This window comes from Polaromonas sp. P1_E1_2 (assembly GCF_056406035.1).
Map to the genome: position 1 here is coordinate 1 of NZ_JBFUAZ010000896.1, position 1,149 is coordinate 1,149.

The 1,149-nt window shown below is 57.5% G+C and carries 2 protein-coding genes and 1 pseudogene; all 3 read right to left on the reverse strand.

Annotated elements, in window-relative coordinates:
• Nucleotides 1-346: pseudogene (locus tag AC1D1P_RS23875) on the reverse strand (50S ribosomal protein L2); the annotation flags it as partial.
• Nucleotides 346-681, reverse strand: a complete 336-nt coding sequence (gene rplW, locus AC1D1P_RS23880) for a 50S ribosomal protein L23 (RefSeq protein WP_457281637.1) — start codon at nucleotides 679-681, stop codon at nucleotides 346-348. The pseudogene AC1D1P_RS23875 and the gene rplW, both read right to left, overlap by 1 nt.
• On the reverse strand, nucleotides 678-1,149 hold a 472-nt coding region (rplD, locus tag AC1D1P_RS23885; RefSeq protein WP_477674724.1), incomplete at its 5' end, for a 50S ribosomal protein L4. The genes rplD and rplW, both read right to left, overlap by 4 nt.

The window sequence follows — 1,149 nt, forward strand, 5'->3', positions numbered from 1 at the left end:
GCGTGGCACCGACTTCAAGGCCGCGGGGGGCGATGATGTAGGTGCGCTCGCCGTCGGCGTAGCAGAGCAGAGCAATGTGGGCCGTGCGGTTGGGGTCGTACTCGATACGTTCGACCTTGGCCGGAATGGCGTCCTTGTTGCGCTTGAAGTCGACCACACGGTAGTGGTGCTTGTGACCACCGCCTTTGTGGCGAACCGTGATGTGCCCGTTGTTGTTACGGCCGGACTTCTGGAATTGTGGTTCCAGCAGCGGCGCGTAAGGCTCACCCTTGTGCAGGTGATCCCGGGAGATCTTCACCATCCCGCGCATGCCGGGGGAGGTGGGTTTCATTTTAATGACAGCCATTACGCAGACTCCCCACCGAGGTTGAGCTCTTGACCTGGCTTGAGCGTCACGTAGGCCTTGCGAATGTTGTCGCGGCGGCCCACGGATTTGCCAAAGCGCTTGGTCTTGCCTTTGATGTTGAGGACGGCAACCGACTGGACGTCCACCTTGAACATCAGCTGCACAGCAGCCTTGATTTCAAATTTGGTAGCGTCCTGCAGCACCTTGAAGGTCACGGCATTGGTCTTGTCCGCAATCATCGTCGCCTTTTCAGACACGATGGGAGCGACCAGGACCTGCATCAGGCGGCCTTCGTCGAATTTCAGTTTTGGAGAAGATGGGTTACGGGCGCTCATGCGAACATCTCCTTGAGTTGGTCCATGGCAGCCTTGGTGACCAGAACCTTCTTGTAGTGAACCAGCGACACCGGATCGGCGTAACGGGGCTCAACCACGAGGATGTTCACCAGATTGCGGGAAGCCAGGTACAGGTTTTCATCAACCACATCAGCGATGACCAGCACCGAGTTGAGGTTCATGGCCTTGAACTTGTCAGCCAGGACTTTCGTCTTGGGCGAATCCACAGCCAGCGAATCAACCACAGCCAGGCGGCCTTCGCGCGCCAGTTGCGAGAAGATCRACGCCATGCCGGCACGATACATCTTCTTGTTGATYTTCTGCGTGAAGTTTTCGTCAGGCATGTTCGGGAAGATACGACCGCCGCCGCGCCACAGTGGCGAAGACGTCATACCAGCACGTGCACGRCCRGTRCCCTTTTGTTTAAAAGGCTTCTTGGTCGAGTGACGGACCTGCTCACGGTCCTTC